At 69.0% G+C, this 21,943-nt stretch carries 19 protein-coding genes and 1 riboswitch; of the genes, 10 read left to right on the top strand and 9 right to left on the bottom strand.

Annotation, left to right across the window (positions count from 1 at the left end):
• Positions 1-155: 155 nt before the first annotated feature.
• The 3 genes from KB201_RS14380 to gcvP all read left to right on the top strand — a co-directional run bounded on the left by KB201_RS14380 (position 156) and on the right by gcvP (position 4,851).
• Positions 156-668: a bifunctional nuclease family protein gene (locus KB201_RS14380; protein ID WP_055475394.1), complete on the top strand. Its 513-nt coding sequence runs from the start codon at positions 156-158 to the stop codon at positions 666-668.
• Between the two features lie 295 nt (positions 669-963).
• Positions 964-1,608 carry a MerR family transcriptional regulator gene (locus tag KB201_RS14375; RefSeq protein WP_065629841.1) on the top strand — a complete coding sequence of 215 codons (645 nt, stop codon included), beginning with the start codon at positions 964-966 and terminating at the stop codon, positions 1,606-1,608.
• Between the two features lie 29 nt (positions 1,609-1,637).
• Positions 1,638-1,741: riboswitch (glycine riboswitch) on the top strand.
• Between the two features lie 173 nt (positions 1,742-1,914).
• Positions 1,915-4,851: an aminomethyl-transferring glycine dehydrogenase gene (gcvP, locus tag KB201_RS14370; RefSeq protein ID WP_374193927.1), complete on the top strand. Its 2,937-nt coding sequence runs from the start codon at positions 1,915-1,917 to the stop codon at positions 4,849-4,851.
• 91 nt (positions 4,852-4,942) lie between these two features.
• Here gcvP and KB201_RS14365 read toward each other — a convergent pair whose 3' ends face one another.
• The 9 genes from KB201_RS14365 to KB201_RS14325 all read right to left on the bottom strand — a co-directional run bounded on the left by KB201_RS14365 (position 4,943) and on the right by KB201_RS14325 (position 16,415).
• Positions 4,943-6,178: a substrate-binding domain-containing protein gene (locus KB201_RS14365; RefSeq protein WP_211539524.1), complete on the bottom strand. Its 1,236-nt coding sequence runs from the start codon at positions 6,176-6,178 to the stop codon at positions 4,943-4,945.
• Positions 6,179-6,316: 138 nt separating this feature from the next.
• Positions 6,317-8,509 carry a malate synthase G gene (locus tag KB201_RS14360; protein WP_211539523.1) on the bottom strand — a complete coding sequence of 731 codons (2,193 nt, stop codon included), beginning with the start codon at positions 8,507-8,509 and terminating at the stop codon, positions 6,317-6,319.
• A gap of 36 nt (positions 8,510-8,545) precedes the next feature.
• Positions 8,546-9,490 carry a 3-methyladenine DNA glycosylase gene (locus KB201_RS14355; protein WP_374193926.1) on the bottom strand — a complete coding sequence of 315 codons (945 nt, stop codon included), beginning with the start codon at positions 9,488-9,490 and terminating at the stop codon, positions 8,546-8,548.
• Positions 9,487-10,563, bottom strand: a complete 1,077-nt coding sequence (locus KB201_RS14350) for a hemolysin family protein (RefSeq protein ID WP_211539521.1) — start codon at positions 10,561-10,563, stop codon at positions 9,487-9,489. The genes KB201_RS14355 and KB201_RS14350 overlap by 4 nt, the downstream gene beginning before the upstream one ends.
• Complete coding sequence (locus KB201_RS14345; protein WP_065629845.1) at positions 10,553-12,022, bottom strand: hemolysin family protein; 1,470 nt, start codon at positions 12,020-12,022, stop codon at positions 10,553-10,555. Before KB201_RS14345 ends, KB201_RS14350 begins: the two co-directional genes overlap by 11 nt.
• 1 nt (position 12,023) lies before the next feature.
• Positions 12,024-13,457 carry a GuaB1 family IMP dehydrogenase-related protein gene (locus KB201_RS14340; RefSeq protein WP_211539520.1) on the bottom strand — a complete coding sequence of 478 codons (1,434 nt, stop codon included), beginning with the start codon at positions 13,455-13,457 and terminating at the stop codon, positions 12,024-12,026.
• A 16-nt stretch (positions 13,458-13,473) separates the two neighbouring features.
• The gene (gene gndA, locus KB201_RS14335) at positions 13,474-14,931 is read right to left on the bottom strand and encodes an NADP-dependent phosphogluconate dehydrogenase (protein ID WP_058253193.1); all 1,458 of its coding nucleotides are present in this window, start codon (positions 14,929-14,931) and stop codon (positions 13,474-13,476) included.
• A gap of 87 nt (positions 14,932-15,018) precedes the next feature.
• The gene (locus tag KB201_RS14330) at positions 15,019-15,972 is read right to left on the bottom strand and encodes a M56 family metallopeptidase (protein WP_058253194.1); all 954 of its coding nucleotides are present in this window, start codon (positions 15,970-15,972) and stop codon (positions 15,019-15,021) included.
• A 44-nt stretch (positions 15,973-16,016) separates the two neighbouring features.
• Positions 16,017-16,415, bottom strand: coding sequence for a BlaI/MecI/CopY family transcriptional regulator (locus KB201_RS14325; protein ID WP_065629849.1), 399 nt, complete (start codon positions 16,413-16,415; stop codon positions 16,017-16,019).
• Between the two features lie 342 nt (positions 16,416-16,757).
• On the opposite strand from KB201_RS14325, the gene KB201_RS14320 reads away from it, so the two are divergent.
• The 7 genes from KB201_RS14320 (at position 16,758) to KB201_RS14290 (ending at position 21,941) form a co-directional block, all read left to right on the top strand.
• Positions 16,758-17,180 (top strand): PaaI family thioesterase, encoded by a 423-nt coding sequence (locus tag KB201_RS14320; RefSeq protein ID WP_058253196.1) that lies wholly within the window; start codon positions 16,758-16,760, stop codon positions 17,178-17,180.
• 133 nt (positions 17,181-17,313) lie between these two features.
• Positions 17,314-17,616, top strand: a complete 303-nt coding sequence (locus KB201_RS14315; protein ID WP_058253197.1) for an urease subunit gamma — start codon at positions 17,314-17,316, stop codon at positions 17,614-17,616.
• A gap of 85 nt (positions 17,617-17,701) precedes the next feature.
• Positions 17,702-18,076: an urease subunit beta gene (locus tag KB201_RS14310; protein WP_211539519.1), complete on the top strand. Its 375-nt coding sequence runs from the start codon at positions 17,702-17,704 to the stop codon at positions 18,074-18,076.
• A 3-nt stretch (positions 18,077-18,079) separates the two neighbouring features.
• On the top strand, positions 18,080-19,798 hold the full coding sequence (locus KB201_RS14305; RefSeq protein ID WP_211539518.1) for an urease subunit alpha: 1,719 nt from the start codon (positions 18,080-18,082) through the stop codon (positions 19,796-19,798).
• Positions 19,798-20,463: an urease accessory protein UreF gene (locus tag KB201_RS14300; RefSeq protein WP_211539517.1), complete on the top strand. Its 666-nt coding sequence runs from the start codon at positions 19,798-19,800 to the stop codon at positions 20,461-20,463. The genes KB201_RS14305 and KB201_RS14300 overlap by 1 nt, the downstream gene beginning before the upstream one ends.
• Before the next feature lie 60 nt (positions 20,464-20,523).
• Positions 20,524-21,210, top strand: a complete 687-nt coding sequence (gene ureG, locus KB201_RS14295) for an urease accessory protein UreG (RefSeq protein WP_058253201.1) — start codon at positions 20,524-20,526, stop codon at positions 21,208-21,210.
• Between the two features lie 2 nt (positions 21,211-21,212).
• Entirely contained in the window at positions 21,213-21,941 is a 729-nt protein-coding gene (locus KB201_RS14290; RefSeq protein WP_058253202.1) for an urease accessory protein UreD, read from the top strand.
• Positions 21,942-21,943 lie beyond the last annotated feature (2 nt).

Raw genomic sequence — 21,943 nt, 5'->3', positions numbered from 1 at the left:
GACCGCCGCACCGGACTGAACAGCGACGATCCGTCGAGGGCATCCGCTGAGGGGATCCGCCGGGGCGCCGCGAGTCGGCCGCCGCTGTCCGCTCAGTCGGTGTAGCGTCGAGGTCACTGAATCGAGCGCCGTACAAGGCGTCTGGGAGGTGCGAGATGAGCGAGATGCGTGTGGTGGGCATCAGGGTCGAACCCCCGCAGAGTCAGCCGGTGTTGTTGCTGCGCGAGGTCGAGGGCGAACGCTACCTGCCGATCTGGATCGGGCAGAGTGAAGCTGCGTCGATTGCGCTGCGGCAGAAGGGGATCGAGCCTCCTCGTCCGTTGACCCACGATCTGATCGTGAACCTCATCAAGGAGTTCGGGCAGACCCTCGTCGAGGTCCGGATCGTCGACATGCAGGAGGGCACCTTCTACGCCGAGATGATCTTCACCGGCGATCTGCGGGTGTCGGCGCGGCCGTCGGATTCGATCGCGGTCGCGATGCGTGCCGAGGTGCCGATCATCGCCGACGAAGAGGTTCTCGCCGAGGCGGGGTTGCTGATCCCGGACGAGGATTCCGACGAGTCCGCCGAGGTGCAGCCCGAAGAGGTCAAAGAGGACGAGGTCGAGAAGTTCAAGGAGTTCCTCGACAACGTGTCCCCGGACGACTTCAAGGCAAGCGGCGCCTGACCGGTTCGTGGAATCCGTCGACGAACGTGTTCGCCGACCGGAACCGAAACTCAGATCACGGAATCGACACCGCCCGATCACCATTTGTCTTGATCTCAAGTTGAGGTTGAGTGTCGTGGCGAGTCGCGTTGATCCACCGTCCTCCGCCGCATAGCGTCATCAGCGACATCGAGCACCGGACACGGGCCGATGAAGATGATCGGCCGACCGGAAACAGCCTGGACCGCGTACTGTGGACGTGGACGTCAGGCACCGTGGTGCGGCGTCCGATCCGAGCTTTGCGAGGGAGTCAGAAGTGGGCGATCGTCCGGTCGACAGCGAAACGACGTCGAGCGACCAGTCACCCGATCGTCCGGTGGGCGAGCGTCCCGACGCCGTCCCGACCCAGGGCAGTCTCGGCGACATCGCCCCGGGCCTCTTCCCGGACGACACGGTGCCCGACGAGCTCGTCGGCTACCGGGTGCCGAGCGCCTGCCAGATCGCCGGGATCACCTACCGCCAGCTCGACTACTGGGCCCGCACCTCGCTGGTCGTCCCGTCGATCCGTGGAGCGGCTGGTTCCGGAAGCCAGCGCCTGTACTCGTTCAAGGACATCCTCGTCCTCAAGATCGTCAAGCGTCTGCTCGACACCGGGATCTCCCTGCAGAACATCCGCGTCGCCGTCGACCACCTCCGTCAGCGCGGTGTCGAGGACCTCGCGAAGATCACCCTGTTCTCGGACGGTACGACCGTGTACGAGTGCACCTCGGCCGAAGAGGTCGTCGACCTCCTGCAGGGCGGGCAGGGCGTGTTCGGCATCGCCGTCAGCGGCGCGATGCGCGAACTCACCGGCACCATCGCCGACTTCCCCGGCGAGCGGGCCGACGGCGGTGTCAGTGAGACCGCACCCGAGGACGAACTCGCTGCGCGACGCAAGAACCGCGCCCGTCGCACCGGGTAGTCGAGACTCCGCGTAGACTGGCCCCGCGTCGCTACGCTGCGGGAGAGCGCCGTCGGATACTCATCGCCGGCGGCCGCCGAAGGAGCAACACCTCTCCGTCAAACTCTCAGGCACCCAGGACCGCGGTGGTGACGACGTCTCTGGAAAGTGACGATCCGTCGTCCGCCCACGGTGAAAGGCGATCGCGCAGAGTTGCGCAGCGCCGAATCTCTCAGGCGTCACATCGGCTGTGGCCGAAGACATGACAGAGGGGGAGGGTCAGCAGCCGGTCCGTGTACCGGCGCCTGCGAGAGGTTGCCCGCCACCGTGTCCACCACTGAAGCGACCCCGTCCGACGCCTCAGAAGGATCCAGCCCAGAAGGATCCGGCCCAGATCCCACTCCGGCCGCTCCCCAGCTGTCGGCCGCCTTCGTCGACCGCCATGTCGGTCCGGACGCCGACGAGACCCGCCGGATGCTCGAGGCGATCGGCGCGGCTTCCCTCGATGATCTGGCGCACCGTGTCATACCCGCAGTCATCGCCGACGAACTCGATTCCGATGTCCTGGGGGCGCTGCCCGCACCGCTGAGCGAGAGTGCGGTCCTCGCACAACTCGGTGACCTCGCAGCCCGCAACACCGTGGCCCGGTCGATGATCGGGCTCGGCTACTACGGAACCCACACGCCCGGCGTCATCCTGCGCAACGTGCTGGAGAACCCCGCCTGGTACACCGCGTACACGCCGTATCAGCCGGAGATCAGCCAGGGACGTCTCGAGGCGCTGCTGAACTTCCAGACCATGGTCGCCGACCTCACCGGCATGGAGGTGGCCAATGCCTCCATGCTCGACGAGGCCACCGCGGCCGCCGAGGCGATGACGCTGATGCGTCGCGCGGGCAAGTCGAAGTCGAACCGCGTGATCGTCGACGCGGACCTGTTCCCGCAGACGCGTGCCGTCCTCGACACGCGCGCCGAGCCCCTGGGCATCGAGGTCGTCGAGGCCTCGTTGCACCCCGATCTGCCCGGATGCGGACTGCCGGACGGCGACTTCTTCGGCGTGATCCTCCAGGTGCCCGGCGCATCGGGTCGCATCGTCGACGCCACCGCGATCGTCGACGCCGCGCACGAGCGCGGCGCTCTCGTCGCGGCCGGTGCCGATCTCCTGGCGATGACACTGGTCACGCCGCCCGGCGAGCAGGGAGCCGACGTCTGCTTCGGCACGACGCAACGCTTCGGTGTGCCGATGGGCTTCGGCGGACCGCACGCGGGTTACCTCGCCGTCGGGTCGAAGCACGCCCGACAGCTTCCCGGGCGGCTCGTCGGCATCTCCAAGGATGCCGACGGCAACCTGGCCTACCGACTCGCGCTGCAGACCCGCGAACAGCACATCCGCCGGGAGAAGGCCACGAGCAACATCTGCACCGCGCAAGTGCTGCTGGCGGTGATGGCCGCCATGTACGCCTCGTACCACGGGGCGGACGGCCTGCGTGCCATCGCACGACGCACCCACGACGCAGCGGCCCGGATCGCCGACTCGATCGCCGCGGGCGGGTTCTCGGTGGCACACGCGAACTTCTTCGACACCGTCGAGGTGCACGCACCCGGTCAAGCCGACACGATCCTCGCCCGCGCCCGCCACGACGGGATCAACCTGCGACGCGTCGACGCCGACACCATCGGCATCGCCTGTGACGAGACGACGACCGACGCCGACATCGATGCCGTCCTGCGGGCCTTCGACGTCGCCGGCGTCACCCCGCGGGCACTCGCGCAGCCGATCGAGAATCGCACCAGCGAGTACCTGACCCACCCGGCGTTCAACCGGTACCGCACCGAGACCGCGATGCTGCGTTACCTGCGGGCCCTGTCGGACAAGGACATCGCGCTCGACCGCAGCATGATCCCGCTCGGGTCGTGCACGATGAAACTCAACGCCACCACCGAGATGGAACCCATCACGTGGCCCGGCTTCGCCCAGCTGCACCCCTTCGCCCCGGCCGACGACACCGCGGGCATCCGCGAGCTGATCACCACGCTCGAGGGCTGGCTCGTGGCGGTCACCGGTTACGACCGCGTCAGCCTCCAGCCCAACGCGGGTTCACAGGGGGAGTTCGCGGGACTGCTTGCCATCCGCGGCTACCACCTCAGCCGCGGCGACGTCGACCGGGATGTCTGCCTCATCCCGTCGAGCGCCCACGGCACCAATGCCGCGTCGGCCGTCATGGCCGGAATGCGCGTCGTGGTGGTCGGGTGCCGCGAGAACGGCGACGTCGACCTCGACGATCTGCGCGCCAAGATCGCGGCAAACGAAGGCCGGGTCGCGGCGATCATGATCACGTACCCGTCGACGCACGGCGTCTTCGAGCACGACGTCCGCGACGTCTGCGGCGCGGTGCACGACGCCGGCGGCCAGGTCTACGTGGACGGCGCCAACCTCAACGCGCTCGTCGGTGTCGCACGGCCGGGTCATTTCGGCGGTGACGTCAGCCATCTCAACCTGCACAAGACGTTCTGCATCCCGCACGGCGGCGGCGGGCCCGGCGTCGGGCCCGTCGCGGTCCGGGAGCATCTGGCCCCGTTCCTCCCCGGACACCCGCTCGCCGACGAGCTGCCCGGGTCGGCCACGATCGCCGCGGCCCCGTACGGCTCGGCGGCGATCCTGCCGATCACCTATGCCTACATCGCGATGATGGGCGCAGACGGTCTCCGGCGGGCGACGCTCACGGCGATCACCGCCGCCAACTACGTCGCCAAGCGGCTCGGTGAGCACTATCCGGTGCTCTACACCGGCGAGGACGGCTTCGTCGCCCACGAGTGCATCCTCGACCTCCGGGCCATCACCAAGGCCACCGGCGTCACCGTCGACGACGTGGCAAAACGACTCGCCGACTACGGTTTTCACGCACCGACCATGAGTTTCCCGGTGGCCGGCACGCTGATGGTCGAGCCCACCGAGAGCGAGAACCTCGACGAGATCGACGCGTTCTGCGATGCGATGATCGCCATCCGCGGCGAGATCGAACTCGTCGGACGAGGGGAGTGGCCCGCCGAGGACAATCCGCTCCGCGGCGCCCCGCACACGGCCGAGTCGCTCGTCGGCGAGTGGGACCACCCGTACTCGCGGGAAGTCGCCGTCTACCCGCAGGGACTGCCGTCCGCAGGCGGCCGGGCGAAGGTGTGGCCGGCCGTCCGGCGGATCGACGGGGTGTACGGCGACCGCAACCTGGTGTGCAGCTGCCCGCCGATCGAGGCCTACAGCAGCTGACTTCTTCATCGTCTTAAGCTCCTCACCTGTTCGTTGAGCAGGTGAGGAGCGCAGCCACGAACCGTGTCGAAACGACCCGTCCTCGCGAGCTCTAACCCCCCGCGCTTCCCGACGGCACCGAGGGCGGCGTGGAGCTCGCCGGAACGCTGGCCGGCCCGTAGACGAGCCGGTTGATGGCGACGATCGCGCCGTTCTCGGGTGTCGGCATCGGATCGGGCGTGCGCGGGAACGTCACGGTCGGGGTCGGGGAGGGCATCGGGGCGTCGCCGCGGAAACCGAGCTCGGTGAGCAACTGCAACTGCTCGGGCTCCGAGGCGAACTGGATGAACTCGGCGACGGCATCGGCTGCCGACTCGGAGACCTCGGGACCCGACATCCGGATGACGGGGTAGTCGGCGATCGGCGTCGGACCCGACGGGATGAGTTCGGCCAGGCGTGCGCGGTCGTCCTCGCGGGTCATCTGGAACAGGCGTTGTTCGGTGATGGGCACGACGTGGATCTCCGCTCGGGCCGCGTCCGGTGCGTCGGCGATGGCCGTTGCCGCGCCCTGGGGTGTCCCGTCCGGGGAGAGCGGCGCGCCCTCCAGCATGGCGCGGACACTGGAACTGACCCGCGGCGACTCGGCGTCGGCGGTGGTCAGCGGTCCGGTGGTCCGGGTGACGCGTGTCGCGACCGCCTGGGCGGCCAGCGCGCTGGCGTCGGACTGTGCGCCGATAGGCATCGCCATGCGCAACGATCCCCAACCCTGGAGTCCGAAGTCGGCGAGTGAGTTGTCGCGGCGCTGCAGGGTGGGGATCTGCGACCAGTCGAGACTGCCGGCCAGGGAGCTGTTGAGCTCGGGGGACACCGCCAGCACGACCGGCGTCGAGACCAGCGATCGGGTGTTGCCCTCGATCGCATCGGGTTTCGCCGCCGCCAGATCTGCCGACCACACCGACGACTGCGGCACCCAGGCGGCCGGGTACGCGCCCATCGACTCGGTGTCCCACGACCCCGACAGACCGTCGAGGGTGATCTTCGCGTCGCCCGGCCGGACGTCGACGCTGACGCATTTGTCGCGCACGACTGGGTTCGTCTCGCCGAAGTTGCGGGCGACGGCCGCAAGTCCCGGCGCGATATCCGGATCGGCGACGATCGGTACCGACTCACGACCCTCGACGCACTGCGCGGCGGCCTCCTCGGCCTGGCGATCGATCTGGTCGCCGAGGTCCTGCCAGATGACGACGACGGCCGCGACGAGCAGGATCGACAAGAGTGCGGCGACGACACCTCGGCTCACGCCGCGGCCTCGGATGCTCTCCCCGCCGCTACTCCGGTGATGTGCCAACGCCGATGCCCTCCCTGCTCGGTGCGTCCCTCGCCCGGTCGGCCGTGGCGAGCCGGTGCGCAGTGCAGGGTACGACGATACGCCGTGCCGACTCTCGGCGGTTCGGCACGGTCGTATCGCCTACGTGGAACCCGGTGCTCAGCCGGCCGGGTTCGCCGCCTTGTACTCGCGGCGACGGCGGTGCAGGATCGGCTCGGTGTAGCCGCTCGGCTGCGTCGTGCCCTCGAGGATCAGCTCCTTGGCCGCCTGGAAGGCGATGTTGGAGTCGAAGTCCGGCGCCAGGGGGCGGTAGGTCGGGTCACCGGCGTTCTGCCGGTCGACGACCGGGGCCATCCGCTCGAGCGAGGCCACCACGTCGGCCTCGCCGACGATGCCGTGGCGCAGCCAGTTCGCCAGCAGCTGGCTCGAGATCCGAAGCGTCGCACGGTCTTCCATGAGAGCGACGTCGTGGATGTCGGGGACCTTGGAGCAGCCGACACCCTGGTCGATCCATCGCACCACGTAACCGAGGATGGACTGGCAGTTGTTGTCGAGTTCCTGCTGCTTCTCCTCGTCGGACCAGTCCGTCTTCGGCGCGAGCGGGATGGTGAGGACGTCCTCGACCCGGGCGGGATCGCGCTTGGCGATCTCGTCCTGGCGCTCGAAGACGTCGACGAGGTGGTAGTGCAGCGCGTGCAGTGTCGCAGCCGTCGGCGAGGGGACCCACGCGGTCGTGGCGCCGGCCTTCGGATGCCCGATCTTCTGCTCGAGCATGTCGGCCATCAGGTCGGGCATGGCCCACATGCCCTTGCCGATCTGCGCCTTGTGCTGCAGGCCCGCGTGCAAGCCGGTGTCGACGTTGAAGTTCTCGTACGCGCCGATCCAGGTCTGCTGTTTCATCTCGGCCTTGCGGACCATCGGCCCGGCCTCCATGGACGTGTGGATCTCGTCGCCGGTGCGGTCGAGGAAGCCGGTGTTGATGAACACGACGCGCTGCTCGGCCGCCTTGATGCAGGCCTTGAGGTTCACCGTGGTGCGGCGCTCCTCGTCCATGATCCCGACCTTGAGCGTGTTCTCGGCCAGGCCGAGGACCTTCTCCACACGGCCGAACAGTTCGACGGTGAAGGCGACCTCGTCGGGGCCGTGCATCTTCGGCTTCACGATGTAGACCGATCCGGTCCGCGAGTTCTGTAGACCCTCTGCGCTCAGGCCGTGGATGCCGATCAGCGACGTGATGAGGCCGTCGAGGATGCCCTCGGGGACCTCGTTGCCGCCGGCGTCGAGGATCGCGTCGTTGGTCATCAGGTGGCCCACGTTGCGGACGAACAGCAGCGAACGCCCGTGCAGGTCGAAGGTGGTGCCGTCCGGCGCGGTGTACTCGCGGTTGCCGTTGAGCACGCGCGTGAAGGTCTTGCCGCCCTTGGTGACCTCTTCGGACAGGTCGCCCTTGTTGAGGCCCAGCCAGTTCCGGTACCCGACGACCTTGTCTTCGGCGTCGACCGCAGCGACCGAGTCCTCGAAGTCCATGATCGTGGTGATCGCGGATTCGACGACGACGTCCTTGATTCCGGCCGGGTCGGTGGACCCGATGGGCGAGGACGGATCGATCTCGATGTCGAGGTGAAGGCCGTTGTTACGCAGCAGGATCGAGGTCGGCGAAGCCGCGTCGCCGCGGTAGCCGACGAACGCGGTCGGGTCGGCCAGGGTGGAGGTCTTGTCGCCGTCCAGCGTCACCTGCAGCGCGCCGTCGGTGACGGCGAACGCCCGCACATCGGTGTAGCTGCACTGTTCGAGCGGCACGGCCTGGTCGAGGAAGTCCTTGGCGTAGGCGATGACCTTGTCACCGCGCACCTTGTTGTACGACGAACCCTTCTCCGCGCCGTCGGCCTCGGAGATCGCGTCGGTGCCGTAGAGCGCGTCGTACAGCGAACCCCAGCGGGCGTTCGAAGCGTTCAGCGCGAACCGCGCGTTGAGGATCGGGACCACGAGCTGCGGGCCCGCGGTGTCGGCGATCTCGCGGTCGACGTTCGACGTGGTGATCTGGAAGTCGGCGGGGACCTCAGCGAGGTAGCCGATCTCGGTCAGGAACGACTTGTAGGAGTCGAAGTCGGCGCTGCCGGGGGTGAGGTCGGCGTCCTTGTGATCGCGGTGCCAGGCGTCGAGCTTGGTCTGCAGGTCGTCGCGGACGGCGAGCAGTTCGCGGTTGCGCGGGGCGAGATCGGCGATGACCGAGGCCGCACCGGCCCAGAAGGCGTCCGCATCTACACCGGTACCGGGCAACGCCTCGTTGTTGATGAAGTCGTGCAGGACGGTAGCGACCTGCAACCCGTTGACGGTGATCCGGTCAGACATGGCAGCCTTTCTCGAGCGAATGACGACGCATACATGCTACTCGTCGGTAACGGCGGACGGCAGGCGCCTCCCGCCGGGCACGGTCGCGAGGTCCGCGAGCTCCGTACAGATGGTGAGCAACCGCGTCCGCAGGGTCATTCCCCGTTCGGCGATCGCCGACTGCTCGCGCACGTAGTCGGCCCTGCCGGCGGCTGTCTCGATGCGGACCGGCTCGTAACCGAGGTCGCTGAGATCGTAGGGACTGGCGCGCATGTCGAGGTCGCGGGCTCGGAGTGCCAGCGCGAAGCAGTCGAGCGTCAGGTCCGACGGCACGAGCGGCGCGAGGGTGAAGCAGTACCGGTAGAGGTCCATTGTCGCGTGCAGGCAACCCGGTTGTTCGTGCGCGATCTGCGTCACCCGGCTCAACGTGGTGTCGTTGCGCGGACGCGCCGGGTCGGTGAAGAACCGGTAGGCATCGAAGTGGGTGCACCGCAGCGGCATCGACTCGACGACCGCGTCGGTGCCCGCGGACCCCAATCGCAGCGGCAGGTCGTGCCGGGTGTCGTCGGTGCGGTAGACCATCGCCCACTCGTGCAGGCCGAAACAGCCGAGCCGAGCGGGTCGTCGGGCGGTGGCGCCGAGCATGTCCACGGCGGCGGCGAGCGCTTCGCCGCGGTGCCGGAGATAGGCGTCGCCGACGCTCACACCGGCGGCGGTCTGCTCGTAGCCACGCAGGCCGAGGAACTCGTCGCCGTCCTCGATCGTCACACCGAACCCGGGATGCCAGCGCAGCACGTGCGCCGGACGTGACGAGTAGTAGGTGAACAAGAAGTCGATCACCGGGTGACGGGCGCCGCGACGCCGGGCGTCGAGGTAGTGGCCGATCAGCTCCTCCACCGCCCGCCGATGGGCGTCGCGGCGTGCTCGCCACTCGTCGGCGTCCAGGACCTGCGCCGCCAGGTCGAGATCCGGATGTTCCAGTTGCGCGGTCATCGTGGTCACACCCGGTGTGTCTCGTCGCGGACGTTGCCGACGAACTCCTCCACCAGGTCGGCGAGCGGGACGATGCCGATGGTGCGGCCGCTGTCGTCGACCACCGCGCCCAGATGCGAACTGGTCCGCCGCAGCACTCCCGTGGCCTCGTCGAGGGGCGTCGTCGAATCGATGACCGGCAGCGGCCGGATCTTGTCGACGCCGATGATGGTGTCCGGTCCGACGTGCTCGTCGAGGATCTCGTCGAGTACGTCCTTGAGGTGCAGATAGCCGGTGAAGGTGCCGTCGGGTCCGCGGACGGGGAACCGGGAGAACCCCGTCTCGCCGACCGCTTTCTCCACGGCACCCAGCGTCGGTCCGATGCCGCCGGAACCGGACACCTGCACACCGACACTGCGCATCTGGTCCAGCGGGATCATCACCTCCGACACCGTGCGGCCGATGGATTGCAGGGCGCGGGTCAGTCGTTCGTGCTCCTCGGCGTCGATGAGGCCTTCCTGCTTGGACTCGCCGACCATCTCGGCCAGCTCGCCCAGCGACACCGTGGACTCGAGTTCGTCCTTCGGTTCCACCCGGAGGAGCCGCAGCGAGATGTTCGCCAGCCAGTTGTAGAACGCGATCAACGGCCGGACCAGCCGGATGAACAGCAGATGTGCCGGCACGAGGAGCATCGCGGACGACTCCGGGCCGGCCAGCGCGATGTTCTTCGGGACCATCTCGCCCAGCAGGATGTGCAGCACCACGACGAGCGACAGCGCGATGGCGAACGAGATCGGGTGGAGGAGGGCATCGGGAACGTGCGCCAGGTGCAGCGGCGCCTCGATGAGATGCGCGACCGCGGGCTCGCCGACCCGGCCGAGCAGGATCGAGCAGATCGTGATGCCGAGCTGTGCACCGGCCAGCATCAGCGACAGCCGTTCGCCGGCGTAGATGACGGTTCGCGCACGGCTCTTGCCGCTCTCGGCGAGGGCTTCGAGGCGGTCGCGTCGAGCCGAGATCAGGGAGAACTCGGCACCCACGAAGAACGCGTTGCCGGCCAGGAGGACGATGGTCAGCCCGACCGCCCACAGATCACCGCCCATGCGGGTCCTCCTGGATGTTCGACGGTTCGCCGTTTCGTTCGGCAGCGATGGAGAGGTCTCGATCCGCGTGAGCCGGCCGGACCTGATCCGCGGGAGCCGGCCGAATCGCGACCACGTCGACCCGGCGTCCGTCCATCTGGGTGACGGTCGCACGCCAGGTGACGTCGGGGCCGCGGTCGGGCGACTGGGCGGTGTCGTCGTCGGTCTCGCCGACGGCCGAGCGTCGTGGGAGGTCCACCTCGTCGTCGACGGTGGGAATGCGTCCCAGGCAGTACATGACGAGTCCACCCAGCGTGTCGTAGGGCCCTTCGGGGGCGTGGTAGCCGACGGCGTCGTACAGCTCGTCGATGCGCAGCAGTCCGGCACAGAGGTAACCGTTGCCGTCGACCGCGACGTCGGCGCGTTCGTCGTCGTGTTCGTCGGTGACGTCGCCGAGGATCTCCTCGATGAGGTCTTCGGTGGTGACGATGCCGGCGGTCCCGCCGTATTCGTCGATCACGACGCACAGCTCCATCCCGTCGGCGCGGATGCGTTCCATCAGCGCGTCACCGTCGAGGCTGGCCGGCACACGTGGCACCGGCCGGGCGATCGAGGTGACCGAGGTGGTGGCCTGTCGCTCGGGCGGAACGGTGAAGGCCTGTTTGATGTGCACGACCCCGACGAGGTCGTCGAGGTCGCCGTCGATGACGACCGGGAAACGGGAATGCCCGGTGCGCGACGACGCCATGACGAGATCGCGGACGGAGTCGGCGCGGTCGAGACAATCGATGGTCACGCGGGGGGTCATCAGGTCCTCGGCGGTCAGTTCGCCGAAGCGCAGCGAGCGGTCGACGAGGGTCGCCGTCTGCTGGTCGAGGGCACCGCGACGTGCCGAGTTACGGACGAGCGAGACGAGTTCCTGGGGCGACCGCGCGGAGGCCAGCTCATCGGTCGGTTCGATGCCGAGTCGGCGGACGATCCAGTTCGCCGTGCCGTTCAATCCGTTGATCGCCCAGCGGAAGACCGCGGAGAACACGGTCATCGGGCCGGCGGTGGCCCGCGCCACCGCGAGCGGCTTGGCGATCGCGAGGTTCTTCGGGATGAGCTCGCCGAGCACCATCGACAGGGAGGTCGCGATCACCAGCGCGAGGATGAGCGAGGTCGCCGAGGCCACCGACTCGCCGACGCCGAGTGCGGTCAGCGGCGGCCGGAGGATCCGGGCGAGGACCGGTTCGGCGATGTAGCCGGTGATGAGGGTCGTGATCGTGATGCCCAGCTGCGCGCCCGACAGCTGGAACGACAGGGTGGAGTGCGCGCGTTGGACCATCCGAGAACGACGGTCCGCGCGATCGGCCACGTCGGCGGTGATCGTCGACCGCTCCAACGCGGTGAGGGAGAACTCGGCCGCCACGAACAGCGCCGTCCCGAGCGTCAGCGCGATGAATCCGACGAGACTCGCGACCAGGAGCAGGATCTCCACGTCACCACCCGCCCGGCAGGGGCCGTCCTTCGGCGAAGCCGGCGGGCGACTGGATGCCCAACACCACCTTGTCGTGGAGTTCGCGCAGGTTGCGGGCGCCGGTGTACGTGGCCGTGCTGCGGACGCCCGCACAGATGTGGTCGATGACGTCCTCGACGCCGGGCCGCTCCGGGTCCAGGCGGATCCGTGAACTCGAGATGCCCTCTTCGAACAAGCTCTTGCGTGCCAGGTCGTAGGTGCTGTCGCCGCTCGACCGGGCCGCGACCGCCCGCTTCGAGGCCATGCCGAAACTCACCTTGTACGGACCCCGCTCGTCCACGAGCAGGTCGCCCGGTGACTCGTGGGTCCCGGCGAACCACGAGCCGACCATCACGTTCGACGCCCCGGCGGCCAGTGCGAGCGCGACATCGCGCGGGTGTCGGACACCGCCGTCGGCCCAGACCGCTGCACCGTGTCCCGCGGCGACCGCGGCGCATTCGGCGACCGCCGAGAACTGGGGACGCCCGACGCCGGTCATCATGCGGGTGGTGCACATCGCGCCCGGCCCGACACCGACCTTGATGATCGACGCGCCGGCGTCGATGAGGTCGAGCGTGCCCTCGGCCGACACGACATTGCCGGCCGCGATCGGGACGCCGAGGTCGGCGTCGGCGACCGCGGACAGCGCGGTGAGCATCTTCTCCTGATGGCCGTGCGCGGTGTCGATCACCAGTAGATCCGCTCCCGCGGCGACCAACGCGCGAGCCTTGCCCACGACGTCGCCGTTGATGCCGACGGCCGCCGCGATCCGCAGGGCGCCGGCGGAGTCGAGGTTCGGCGTGTAGATCGCATGCCGCAGGGCACCGACGCGGTTGAGCACCCCGGTGAGCCGGCCGTCGGGTTCGACGAGCACGGCCAGGCCCAGGTGCAGGTCACCCAGCGCGTCGAAGACCTCGCGGGGCGGGGTGTCGACGGGCAGCGTCACGATGTCGGGGTCGGCGATCTCGCGGACCCGGGCGAACCGGTCGACGTCGCGGCACCGTCTCTCGGTCACGACACCCACCGGCCGGCCGTCTTCGACCACGACGGCCGCGCCGTGGGAACGCTTCGGGATCAACGCGACCGCATCGGTGACCGACGCGTCCGGGTCGAGGGTGACGGGTGTGTCGGCCACCAGGTGCCGTGACTTCACGAAGGCGATGGACGCGGCGGCCGCCTCGATGGGCAGGTCCTGGGGGAGGACCACGAGCCCACCGCGGCGGGCCACCGTCTCGGCCATGCGCTTGCCCGCCACCGCCGTCATGTTCGCCACGACCAGCGGGATCGTGGTACCGCTGCCGTCCGACGTCGACAGGTCGACGTCGAATCGGGAACTGACATCCGACCTGCCGGGGACGATGAACAGATCGTCGTAGGTCAGATCATGTGTCGGCCGGTGGCCTTCGATGAATCGCACTGGGGTTCGCAGGCTCCTATTCGGTCACTTCGGAGCGGTCGCCGCTCCACAGTGTGTGGAACGTGCCCTCCTTGTCGATGCGCTGGTAGGTGTGCGCACCGAAGAAGTCGCGCAGACCCTGGGTCAGCGCGGCCGGCAGCCGTTCGGCGCGCAGACCGTCGTAGTACGACAGCGACGACGCGAAGGCCGGCACGGGTATACCGAGCAGCGTCGCGGTCGAAACCACCCGGCGCCAACTGTCGATGCCGACCTCGACGGCTTCGCGGAAGTACGGCGCGAGAAGCAGGCTCGGAAGGGCGGGGTCGTCGTGGTAGGCCTCACGGATGCGGTTGAGGAACTGTGCCCGGATGATGCAGCCGCCGCGCCAGATGGTGGCCAGTGCTCCGCGGTCGACATCCCAGCCGTACTCGGCGCTGCCGGCGGCGATCTGATCGAAGCCCTGGGCGTAGGCGACGACCTTGGAGGCGTATAGGGCCGTCTTGATGTCGTTGACGAAGCTCTCGCGGTCGGCGGGGGCCGAGCCGAGGTTGCCCGACGACAGGCCGCGCGCGGCGACGCGCTGATCGGTGGCGCTCGACAGGGCGCGGGCGAACACGGCCTCGGCGATCCCGGTCGTCGGGATGCCCAGGTCGAGTGCGGACTTCACGGTCCAGCGGCCGGTGCCCTTCTGACCCGCGGCGTCGACGATGACGTCGACCAGCGGCTTGCCGGTCTCGTCGTCGACCTGGCTGAGGACCTCCGCGGTGATCTCGATCAGGTAGCTCTCGAGTTCGGTGGTGTTCCAGTCGCGGAAGACGTCGGCGATCTCCGAGACCGGCATGTCCAGGGCCTTGCGCATGAGGTCGTAGGCCTCGCCGATGAGCTGCATGTCGGCGTACTCGATGCCGTTGTGCACCATCTTGACGAAGTGGCCGCTGCCGTCGGGCCCGATGTGGGTGCAGCACGGCTCGCCGTCGACCTGGGCGGCGATCGACTCGAGGAGGGGCCCGAGCGACTCGTAGGACTCGGCGGGTCCGCCCGGCATGATCGACGGGCCGTTGAGCGCGCCCTCTTCGCCGCCGGAGATGCCCGCGCCGACGAAGTTGAGTCCGCGGGCCGACATCGCGGCCTCGCGCCGGATGGTGTCGGTGTAGAGGGCGTTGCCGCCGTCGATGATGATGTCGCCCGGCTCCATCGCGTCGGCGAGTTCCTCGATGACCGCGTCGGTCGCGTCGCCCGCCTTCACCATGATGAGGACCCGGCGCGGACGCTCGAGTGCGGCCACGAACTCGGCCACCGTCTCGGTGCGGATGAAGTTGCCGTCGCCGCCGTGGTTTTCGAGCAGCGCGTCGGTCTTGGCGATGCTGCGGTTGTGCAGCGCGACCGTATACCCGTGACGGGCGAAGTTGCGTGCGATGTTCGAACCCATGACGGCCAGGCCGGTGACACCGATCTGGGCCTTCGCGGAGGAGGACGATGCGTCGACATTGTTCATGCGGACAGCCTATTGCCTCTGTGTCCGAAGCGGCGATCTGCCTCCACGTGTGACGGCGGTCCGATACCGCCCGGGGGACAGGAGTCGTCAGAACGCCGACATGAGTCGGTTGAGCTCGGTCAGCCACGGGATCGCGACCGCGAGGGTCGGCAGGACCAGGATCGCGGCGGCGGCGATGTAGGCGCCGGCCGCGAGAACGCGTGCGGGACGGTCGTCGCGGAGGCGGTGGACGCGGGTCAGGGTCGTCGGCCCGCCGACCGCCATCGCCCCGCGGGGAGCCACCGCGTCGGCGCAGGCGACCAGTGCGCGACCCAGTGTCGTCGGGGTGGTCGCGCGGACGGCCTGGTCGTCGGCCAGTGCCTCGACGAGCAGTTCCGCGGCGCCGAGCGCCGAGCTGCTGCGGACGAAGCGGGGGAACGCCTCGTGCAACGCGATGAAGGCCTCGAGGACGAGGTCGTGGCGGGCGCGGAGGTGCGCGCGTTCGTGGGCGATCACCGCGACGAGTTCGTCACGGGTGAGCCGATGCACCACGCCTTCGCTGACCACGACGCGCTGACGCAGCCCGGGCAGGCAGTAGGCGAGGGGTTGTTCGACGTCGATCATCCGGACGTCGCGGGCGTAGAGCGGATCGTCGGCGTCGTCGGTCCGGTCGCAACGGTCGAGGATGTCGATGAGCTGACGGTGCGCCTTGCGCCGGGCGCGGGTGCGCAGGCCGACGCGGATCACGGTGTAGAACAGCCGCGCGCCGACGAGCAGGGTGAGCACGAAGACCCCGACGCAGAGGAGCCACAGCGGCCAGCCGAGGCGTTCGATCTCACGGACCGGGTGGGTCGTCGGGGTGCCGTCGGGACCGATCACGAGGATGTTCGCCGCGATCGCCAGGCCACAGCTGAACGCCGACAGCACGGCGGCCAGGGCAATGGCCTGCCACAGCGTCATCGCCGCGCGTGGTGCTCGGATCGGCCAGCGGGCCCGGGACAGTGCCTCGGGTACGGGTCCGGCGAGCACCAGGCTGACGATGCCGAAGAGCAAGGCGGTCATCTGGTGATTCCTCAGGGTGGGCTGCGAGTGGTGGTGCCGCGAATCTAGCCGGTGTCGCTCGTTCCGCGGGCGGCTTCGAGTTCATCGAGTGCGGAACGGAGGGCGGCCGCCTCGTCGGCGCCCACGCGACCGACGAAGGACACCAGGGCCGCATGTCGGGAGCCGGGAGCGGCGGCCTCGCTGAGCGCGTCGACCATGAGGCTGGCGACCAGGTCCTCGCGGGGATGGGTGGGGACGTACTTGTGGGCCCGGTCGTCGCGGATCTGCGTCACCAGGTTCTTCTTCGCCAGTCGCTGCAGGACCGTCATGACGGTCGTGTACGCAAGGGAGCGGTCCCGGGACAGTGCGGCGTGTACCTGCCGCACGGTCTGCGGGGTCGGACTCTCCCACAACGTGTCCATCACAGCGCGTTCGAGGTCGCCCAGGCCATTCATCTTTCGCATTTTACTGCTGTGCCTCCGTTTGTGGGTCCGGTGGATACCCAGTTGTTGCGTGTCGGTGTGCCGAGCGACGCCGATGTCGGTCACCACGCTCCTGACGTGGCCTTTTCCCGAACGCTTGACAGGTTGGTAAGGCTAGCCTACATTAAGTGTCACGTCGGACCGCGCGAGAGTCCTGAGGGCTGCAGAGACCCCCGGTCCACGGCACGGAAGGCCCCGCATCTCCCAGAGATGCGGGGCCTTCTGGGATCCTCGGGGGGCAAACGATCGGCGGTCGAGCCCGGTTCCCCGCCGAGTCCCGGACTGCTGTCGCCACGATCCGACCGACATGCGACCGTTGACGTCATGACTGCTGACAGTGCGGACGATGTTCTCCGGGATTCATTCGGCAAAGGGCTCGACGGGGTCCTGGGACTCGAGGTCGTCGAGGCCGGGCCGGACCGGATCGTGGCCACGATGGAGATCACCGAGCGTCATCATCAGCCGTTCGGCATCGTGCACGGCGGCGTCTATTGCGCGGTCGGTGAGAGTGTCGCCAGCATGAGCGGTTTCCTCTGGCTGCAGGATTCCGGGATCGGCGGCACCGCCGTCGGGGTGAACAACAACACCGACTTCCTCCGGTCCGTCCGCGCCGGCACGGTCACCGCGACGTCGACCCCGATCCACCGGGGCCGTCGCCAGCAGCTGTGGGCTGTCGACATGGTCGACCAGGACGGAAAGATGCTGGCCAAGTCGCAGGTGCGGCTGCAGAACATCGAGGTCACATAGGCCGTTGAGGCCCGCGTCACCCCATCGCCACTCGGCGCGCCGACCCCGTGTCGGCATGGCAGGATGACTCCTACTGCCCGGCCGGACCCACCGAACAGACCGTCCGGCCGAACACTCTCGAGGAGCGCTCCCGGTGCGACTGTCGCCGCATGAACAAGAACGGCTGTTGATCTCCTACGCGGCCGAGCTGGCCCGGCGGCGGCAGGGGCGCGGCCTGAAGCTCAACCACCCGGAGTCGGTCGCGCTGATCACCGATCACGTCCTGGAGGGCGCCCGCGACGGCCGGTCGGTGGCCGAGCTGATGACCTCCGGCCGCGAGGTGCTCCGGCGCGACGACGTCATGGACGGGGTGCCGGAGATGCTGCACGACGTCCAGGTGGAGGCGACGTTCCCCGACGGCACCAAGCTGGTGACCGTGCACGACCCCATCGCCTGACGCCCCGCGATCGGGGCACCGTCCGAGGTGGATCGTGGCGCCCCGCGCCCGTCCATCGAACAGCAGCAGTCCAGAGGAGACCGAAATGTCGGGTACGCATCCCGGCCCGCGATCGACACTCGTGCCGGGTGAGGTCATCGCCGCTGACGGGACCATCGAGCTCAACGCGGGTGCCGACGCCGTCGAACTCCGGGTCGTCAACTCCGGCGATCGTCCGGTGCAGGTCGGCAGTCACGTCCACTTCCCGCAGTCGAACGCCGCACTGGTCTTCGACCGCGCCCGTGCGCACGGCCGTCGCCTCGACATCCCGGCCGGGACCGCGGTGCGGTTCGAGCCCGGCATCGAGATGACTGTCGGTCTGGTCCCACTCGGCGGAACCCGCGAGGTGTACGGGATCTCCCTGGCGCCCCCCGGCGCCTGCGGACCGGTCGACGCCGTCCGTACCGACGAGAGTGAGTGACGCATGGCCATCCTGGGACGCGACCGGTACGCACAGCTGTTCGGCCCGACCACGGGCGATCTGATCCGCCTCGCCGACACCGATCTGCTCATCGAGGTCACCGAGGACCTGTCGGGCGGACCGGGTCGCGCCGGAGACGAGGCCGTCTTCGGCGGTGGCAAGGTGATCCGCGAGTCGATGGGACAGAGCCGGGCGACCCGCGCCGACGGCGCCCCCGACACCGTCATCACCGGCGTCGTGGTCCTCGACCACTGGGGAATCATCAAGGCCGATTTGGGAATTCGGGACGGTCGCATCGTCGCGATGGGCAAGGCGGGTAATCCCGACACCATGGACGGGGTGCATCCGGACCTGGTCATCGGGCCGTCGACCGAGATCATCGCCGGCAACGGCAAGATCGTCACCGCCGGCGCGATCGACTGCCATGTGCACTTCATCTGTCCGCAGATCATGGACGAGGCGTTGGGCAACGGGATCACCACCGTGATCGGCGGCGGTACGGGTCCGGCCGAGGGCAGCAAGGCCACCACCGTGACACCCGGCGCTTGGCATCTGGCCTCGATCCTCGCCGCAACCGATCACTGGCCGATGAACATCGCGCTCCTCGGCAAGGGCAACACCGTCAGCGCCGAGTCGATGCACGAGCAGATCCGCGCGGGCGCTTCGGGTTTCAAGCTGCACGAGGACTGGGGCAGTACGCCCGCGGCCATCGACGCCTGCCTGCGGGTGGCCGACGAGACCGGCGTGCAGGTCGCCCTGCACTCCGACACCCTGAACGAGGCCGGGTTCGTGGAGACGACCCTCGGCGCGATCGCCGGCCGCGGCATCCACGCCTACCACACCGAGGGCGCGGGCGGTGGTCACGCGCCGGACATCATCACGGTCGCGGCCTACCCGAATGTGCTTCCGTCGTCGACGAATCCGACACGCCCGCACACGGTCAACACACTCGACGAGCACCTCGACATGTTGATGGTCTGCCACCATCTCAACCCCACCGTGCCGGAGGACCTCGCGTTCGCCGAGAGCCGGATCCGGCCGTCCACGATCGCGGCCGAGGACCTGCTCCACGACCTGGGCGCCATCTCGATGATCGGCTCGGACTCGCAGGCGATGGGCCGGATCGGCGAAGTCGTGCTCCGGACGTGGCAGACGGCGCATGTGATGAAGCGCAAACGCGGATCGCTGCCCGGCGACGGTCGGGCGGACAACAATCGCGCACGGCGTTACATCGCGAAGTACACGATCTGTCCGGCGCGTGCGCATGGCTTCGACGACGAGATCGGATCCGTCGAGGTCGGTAAGCTCGCCGACCTCGTGCTGTGGGACCCGGCGTTCTTCGGGATCCGGCCCGATCTGGTCATCAAGGGGGGCGCCATCGCGTGGGCGGCGATAGGCGACGCCAACGCCTCGATCCCCACGCCGCAACCGGTCTTCCCGCGCCCGATGTTCGGCGCCGCACCGAAACTCGCGGCCGCCACGTCGGTCAGCTTCGTCGCCCCGGGTGCCGACGCCGATCTCGCCGGGCGCATCGGGGTCGACCGCAGGCTCGTCCCGGTCAAGAACACCCGCGGCGTCGGGAAGGCCGACATGGTCAACAACGACGCCTGCCCGACGATCGAGGTCGACCCCGACACGTTTACGGTGCGGGTCGACGGTGAGGTGTGGGAGTCCGAGCCCGTCGCCGAACTCCCGATGGCGCAACGGTATTTCCTGTTCTGATGCGACCCGACGACACGAACCCGGGCGCCTCCGCGCCGCTGGCGATGATGCTGGCCCTGGCGGATTCGCGTCTACCGGTGGGCGGGCACGTCCACTCCGGTGGCGTCGAGCAGGCGATCACCGACGGATTCATCCGCACCGCAGGCGATCTCGCGTCCTTCCTGTACCGCCGGGTGACTACGAGCGGTCTCGTCGCGGCATCGGTGGCGGCGGCCGTGGCCGACGGCGCGCTCGACGTGCCCCGCGCGCAACGCGAAACCGATGCGCGCACACCGTCGGCGGCCGCACGGAAGGCATCGCTGGCGCAGGGCCGCGGGATGGTGCGGCTGGCGCGGCGGATGTGGCCGGACGCCGACTGGTCGGCCCACCGGCCGACGACGCATCTCCCCGTCATCAGCGGGTCGATCGGCGCGGTGTCCTCGCTGTCGGGTTTCCACACGGCCCTGATCCTCGTGTACACCACGATGAGCGGGTCGGCGACCGCCGGCCAGCGCCTGCTCGCACTCGACCCGGCCGACGTGTCGATCATGATCGCCGAACTCGGTCCCGAGTGCGAACGCGTCGCCGCCGAGGCCGCGGTCGGCCTGGCGGACCTGTCCGATCCGGTGCTCGACATCTTCGCCGAACGCCATGAGCGGCAACCGATGCCGCTGTTCATGTCCTGACCACCGCCCATCCATCCCGTGACCCGGAGAAGTCGCCGTCGCGAACCGAGAGGAGTTCCCATGCCCCCGCATCTCATCGACGGGCAGCCGCACACCCACGACCACAACCGGCCGCGCCGCAAGCGCGAGCCCGGCGAGGCGCTGCGCATCGGTGTCGGTGGCCCGGTCGGATCGGGCAAGACCGCGCTGGTGGCCGCACTGTGCCGACAGCTCCGGGACGAGTTGTCGGTCGCCGTGTTGACAAACGACATCTACACGACCGAGGACGCCGACTTCCTGCGCCGCAACGCCGTTCTGCCCGATGAACGGATCACCGCCGTCCAGACCGGCGGATGTCCGCACACCGCCATCCGGGACGACATCACCGCCAATCTCGACGCCATCGACGATCTCGTCGAGGCGAACCCGCCGCTGGATCTGATCCTCGTGGAATCGGGCGGCGACAATCTCACCGCGACATTCTCGACAGGTCTGATCGACGTGCAGATCTTCGTCATCGACGTCGCGGGCGGGGACAAGGTGCCCCGCAAGGGCGGACCCGGCGTCACGTTCTCGGACTTGTTGGTGATCAACAAGATCGATCTGGCCGAGCGCGTCAACGCCGACCTCGAGGTCATGCGGCGCGACGCGGCGAAGGTCCGCGAGGGCCGGCAGACCGCCATGATCTCGCTGACCGAGGACCCGGCCGCGACGGACGTGCTGGCCTGGGTCCGGGCCCAACTGGCGGCCCCGGTCGCCGCCGGGTGACGATGCGCACCGAGGTCGACATCGTCGCCACCGTCGAGCGTGGCGTGCGTCATCGGGCGGTCGGGGGACTGGGCGTGCGGGTGACCGCGCCGGGCCACGTTCAGCTGATCGGCACCGCCGCCACGCCGCTCGGTGGTGACGAGATCGTGGTGCGCATCGAGGTCGAACCGGGTGCGCAGTTGCGCCTCGGCAGCGTCGCGGCGACGATCGCGCTGCCGGCCCGCGACCGTCCGGACTCGTCGGCTCGGTGGGAGATCGCCGTCGGCGACGGTGGTCGCCTGCGCATCGACCCGCAACCGACGGTCGTCGCCGGTGGCGCGGTCCACCGCTCGGACATCACGGCACGACTCGCCGCCGGCGCCACCCTCGATCTCCACGAGCACGTCCAGATCGGCCGGGCGGCGAGCATGACGGACGCCACCCTCGTCGACCGCGACCGGATGGGTGCCTGGACCGGGGGTCTGCGCGTCGAGGTCGACGATCAAGTCGTGCTGGCCCATCGGCTCTCGCTCGGTCAGGGCACACCCGCGGGGGCCGCGGGCCACCGAGCGGCGAGCAGCGTGTTCCGGTACCCCGACAACCGGCCCGGCGACGTGCACGAGACCGAGTTCGCCGCGCGTCTGCAGCTGGCCGGCGGCGCCAGTCTGACCACGGCGCTCGGGACCTCGGTCAGCACCGCGCGGCGGCTGGCCGACGGCCTGGAGATCGACTCTCTGGCCGTCGTGCCATAGAC

The organism is Gordonia sp. SCSIO 19800 (assembly GCF_018132775.1).
Lineage (GTDB): Bacteria > Actinomycetota > Actinomycetes > Mycobacteriales > Mycobacteriaceae > Gordonia > Gordonia hongkongensis.
Note: the sequence above shows the minus strand (reverse complement) of the source record. Positions and strands in the feature narration are given on the sequence as shown.